The 4,373-nt window shown below is 49.1% G+C and carries 3 protein-coding genes; 2 read left to right on the top strand and 1 reads right to left on the bottom strand.

What is annotated here, in order from left to right:
- Positions 1–324, top strand: a 324-nt coding sequence (locus ACOJTG_RS05125) for a response regulator (protein WP_420152825.1), incomplete at its 5' end; no start/stop codon positions are given.
- A 4-nt stretch (positions 325–328) separates the two neighbouring features.
- Here the strand turns inward: ACOJTG_RS05125 and ACOJTG_RS05130 are convergent.
- Positions 329–757: a response regulator gene (locus ACOJTG_RS05130; protein ID WP_420152826.1), complete on the bottom strand. Its 429-nt coding sequence runs from the start codon at positions 755–757 to the stop codon at positions 329–331.
- 267 nt (positions 758–1,024) lie between these two features.
- Between ACOJTG_RS05130 and ACOJTG_RS05135 the strand changes: the two genes are divergently transcribed.
- A complete protein-coding gene (locus tag ACOJTG_RS05135) occupies positions 1,025–4,183 on the top strand; it encodes a PAS domain S-box protein (RefSeq protein WP_420152827.1) in 3,159 nt (1,052 codons plus the stop codon).
- Positions 4,184–4,373: the final 190 nt, after the last annotated feature.

Here is a 4,373-nt window from a genome sequence, read left to right on the forward strand (position 1 = left end):
GATTTAGTTTTCGCCCACGATGGTACCCACGCCCTGGATTTACTGGAAAATCACATTCCCACGCCTAGTCTGATTATTCTTGACATCAATATGCCGAAGATGAACGGCATGCAACTACTGGAAAAACTCAAAGCGTCTTCCCGGTGGAAGCATCTGCCCATTATTATGCTGACGACTTCTCAGGATATACAGATGATTCAGGATGCTTATCAGCTCGGGGCAAACTCTTATCTGGTTAAGCCCTATTCTTATCAGAAAGTATCCGAACTCTTCGAAGGCTTGTACAGCTATTGGGTACGAACGGTACAACTACCGCGAAAGTAAAACCCTAGCGTAGCATAGAGCCGGGCAGGAGACAATTTTGCCAGTATTCGACGATGGTTTTCAATTGCTCCTTGAACGTAGAATAATCGCTTGCCTTTTTATAGAAGCCCTGAATGGAACCTTGATACGCCTGATTGACCAGCGTCGGATTGGCTGCGGTGGTCAGGTAAATAAAGGGGATGAATTTTTTTTGAATCTCCTCGTGCTGCTGCATCTGCTGACGAAGTTCCAATCCATTCATTAAAGGCATGTTCACGTCACACAGAATAAGAAAAGGTTCTTCCGTCGTAGTAGTCAGATACTCCATTACCGGAATGCCATTGGAAAAGAAAAGCAATGGGTTGCTGATTCTCAGTTCTTCCAGGGTAGCACGCAGTAAAAATTGATCATCTTCGTCGTCTTCAACGCAAAGGATAGGGCCGTGTAAAGCCATAGGCAGCAAAAGGTAAAAACGGTAAGAAAAACTAGCAGCAAAAGGCCTGCTCGAAGTATTCTTTCTTACGTAAACACGAAAAATAGCTTCTGGTTTAAAATTTCCGCATTTTCTACGTCACTGGCCCGGACTTTTAGGACGTTAATCAGCAAAGGAATGACCTGCTCAATTTTACTCCGTTACGGGATGAATCGTCGGTAACGTTTTTAAACAGTCGGGACTATTCCTCAGTTACCTGAATAACTAAAGTACTTGGCTAAGCTACCCATGAGTAATGATTTGTTAACCCCTGAATCTTATGGCCACCCACGCGATCGGTATGTATTTGCTCTAGCTTCGGCCGGGCTGGGCACTTGGGACCTGGATCCCATTAACCATACGGTCGCTTGGGACGATATTTGCAAGCAGCTCTACGGATTTTCCAAAGAAGACATCGTTGCCTACGACGAGGTGCTTCGTTACATTCATGCCGAAGATCGGGAGTTAGTGAATCAGGCCGTTACCTGGGCTTTAAACCCCGCTTCCGGGGGACAGTATGAAGTCTCTTTTCGTACCATTGGAGCCGAAGATGGAATCCTCCGATGGCTGCACTGCAAAGGGAAGGCCTATTTTAATCCAGCAGGGGAAGCGTATCGGTTTTCGGGAACCGCTCAGGATATTTCTTCCCACCGGGAATCCCAACAAAAAGTACAGGCGGCTGAAAATCTAGCCCAGCTTGCCTTGGAAAGCTCCAAAGCCGGTTCCTTTTACGTTTTACTGACGACGGATGCCATTTCCTATACGCCACGTCTGGCGGAAATACTAACCGGAGAATCCCGTACCGAGCTAACGCGTCAGACCCTTGTTTCGAGTTTACATCCTCAGGACGAACCCATTCGGGAGGAAGCCTACCAGGAAGCCAATCGGACGGGTCATCTGAAATACGAAGCCCGTTTTGTCTGGAAAGATGGCTCTATACACTGGGCCCGCGTGATTGGAACCTATGCGTTTGATACCAATGGTACGCCTGTATCCTTGGCCGGGATCGTCCAGGAAATTACCGATGAAGTGATTCATCAGCAAGAGGACGAACGCCTGAAGGCACTGGTAAACGGTAGCGAAGAGTGCATGGGTATTGCCGACATGAACGGCAATTTACTGTTTGTCAACCCTTACGGGTTACAACTGACGGGTCTGACCCTGCCCCAGATCAAACGCATGAACCTGCTGGAATTCTGTTCGGCGGATGCCTATCGGCTGCTAACGCAGGAGATTCTGCCTACGCTGAAAAGTGAAGGACGCTGGGCGGGTAATGTGCCTTTCCGGAGTTTTCCTACGGGAAATGCCATCCCCGTTCACATGAAAGCCTCGTACCTCAGGGATAAGAAGGGTCAGGTGCTGAATTTACTCTTTACCGCTCATGACCTGCGGGCGGAGATTGCCTCGCGGCAATCCCTGCAAGAAAGTGAAGCCTTATTTCGCAATATAACTACCGCTTCTACGGCGGCTCTCTGGATTACGGATGCCCAGTTGCACATTACGTATGTGAGCCAACGGTGGATTGATTGGACTGGGCAACCCCTTTCCAAACACGTAGGCTTTGGCTGGCTGGATTACGTTATTGAAGAAGATCGTTCCCTGGCGGCGGAGCGTTTTCTGGCTGATTTTCACGCCAAGCGTAACCACAAGAATCAATTTCGGATTTTTCATACCGACGGTACCATCCGCTGGGTGGATTGCTCGGGAAGCCCGCAGTACAATGAGCAGGGCAAATTTACGGGGTATATCGGGGCGATTCTCGACGTTACGAGCACGGTTGAGGCTCAGTTTCAATTGCTTAATAGTCAGGATCGCCTGCAATCCATTATTCTTCAGGCTCCCGTGGCCATTAGTCTCTTAACGGGGCGTTCGATGGTCATTGAAACGGCTAATACCCGTATCCTTGAACTTTGGGGGAAGACAGAAGCCGTGATCGGGTTGCCGCTGACCCAGGCCCTGCCCGAAATTGAAGGACAACCGTTTATGCAATTGCTGGAAGGCGTATACGATACCGGGCAGGCTCATTACGGCATCAGTACGCTGGCCCGCCTCGAACGCGGGGGCGTATTACAGGATTGTTACTTCGATTTTGTCTATGCTCCCCTTCGGGAGGCGGAGGGCCATATCAGTGGCGTGATGGTGATCGCTACGGAAGTAACCGAACAGGTACGCATTCAATTAGCCCTGGAAGCCAGTGAACGACGTTTCCGTAAACTCATTGAAGAAGCTCCCATGGCTACGGGTCTTTATAAAGGTCGTGAATTACAGGTAGAGCTGGTGAATGAAGCGATGATTAAGCTTTGGGGAAAAGATAAAACCGTTCTGAACAAGAAATTATCCGAAGCATTGCCAGAACTGGAAGGGCAGCCATTTTTGAAAATTCTGGACGACGTATTTACGTCCGGAAAAGCGTACCACGCCCAGGCTGATCCGGTGGATCTGGTGATTGAGGGTCGAATGCAACGGGGCTACTACAACTTTACCTACAAACCTTTGAGAAACGAATACGGGGAGGTATACGCCATTTTGAACATGGCCGTAGACGTAACCCAGCAAATGACGTCTCAAAAAGCTCTGGAAAAGAGTCAGAAACAGTATCAGCTACTAGCCAGCCAACTCGAAGAGCGGGTGGCCGAACGTACGCTGGAACTCGATCAGCTTAATCAGGAATTAACCCTAACGAATAATAACCTTCAACAATTTGCCTACGCAGCCAGTCACGATTTACAGGAGCCGTTGCGAAAAATACAGACCTTTAGCTCAATTCTGGCTGAACGCCATGCCGGAGGGTTAACAGAACAAGGCCTGAATTTACTGCATCGCATTCAGTCGACGGCGGATCGCATGTCGATGCTGGTAAAAGATGTGCTGGAGTACTCTCGTTTGACGAGTACCCAGGGCTTGGAACAAAAAGCCGTTGAACTCCGGGAGTTGCTGGATGGAGTGCTACTGGATTTGGAAGTACCCCTACAGGAAAAAAAGGTAGAAATCGTCATTGGCTCTTTACCTACGGTTTGGGGGAATCCTCGTCAGCTTACGCAGTTATTACAGAATCTGCTTTCCAATGCTATCAAGTTTCACAAGCCGGAGCAACGTCCCCGGGTTGAAATACGGGCCCAGAAAGCTACGGCTGAAGAAATGGCCATGCTACCTCAGCTTTCGCCTTTTAGAACCTACATTCGGCTGGATGTAAGCGATAACGGGATTGGCTTCGAAGAGGAATACAAAGAACAGATCTTCCAGATTTTCCAGCGACTCAACAGCCGGGATAACTATCTGGGTACGGGCATTGGGCTAGCCTTGTGCCGGAAAGTTGCCGAAAACCACCAGGGCTATATTACCGCTCAGAGTCAACCGGGGCAGGGAGCTACTTTCCAGGTGTTTCTGCCGGACAGCCCGCCCGTATAGTCTGGTACGGTAATCAGAGTGGTTAGTCCTAGGACCGCTGTATACCTCGCAAAAGTGGTATGGTTTTATTAAGCTAGAGCTTATCTAACCACTAATCCACGACGTCATGAGTGTGATCGAGCTCACAAAAAACGAGGTATTTACGGCCGCCCGAGACGGGGCGAACGAAAGTCTCTGGCAATCGAAAGTA

This window comes from Siphonobacter sp. (assembly GCF_048595215.1).
In the GTDB taxonomy this organism is placed as follows: domain Bacteria; phylum Bacteroidota; class Bacteroidia; order Cytophagales; family Spirosomataceae; genus Siphonobacter.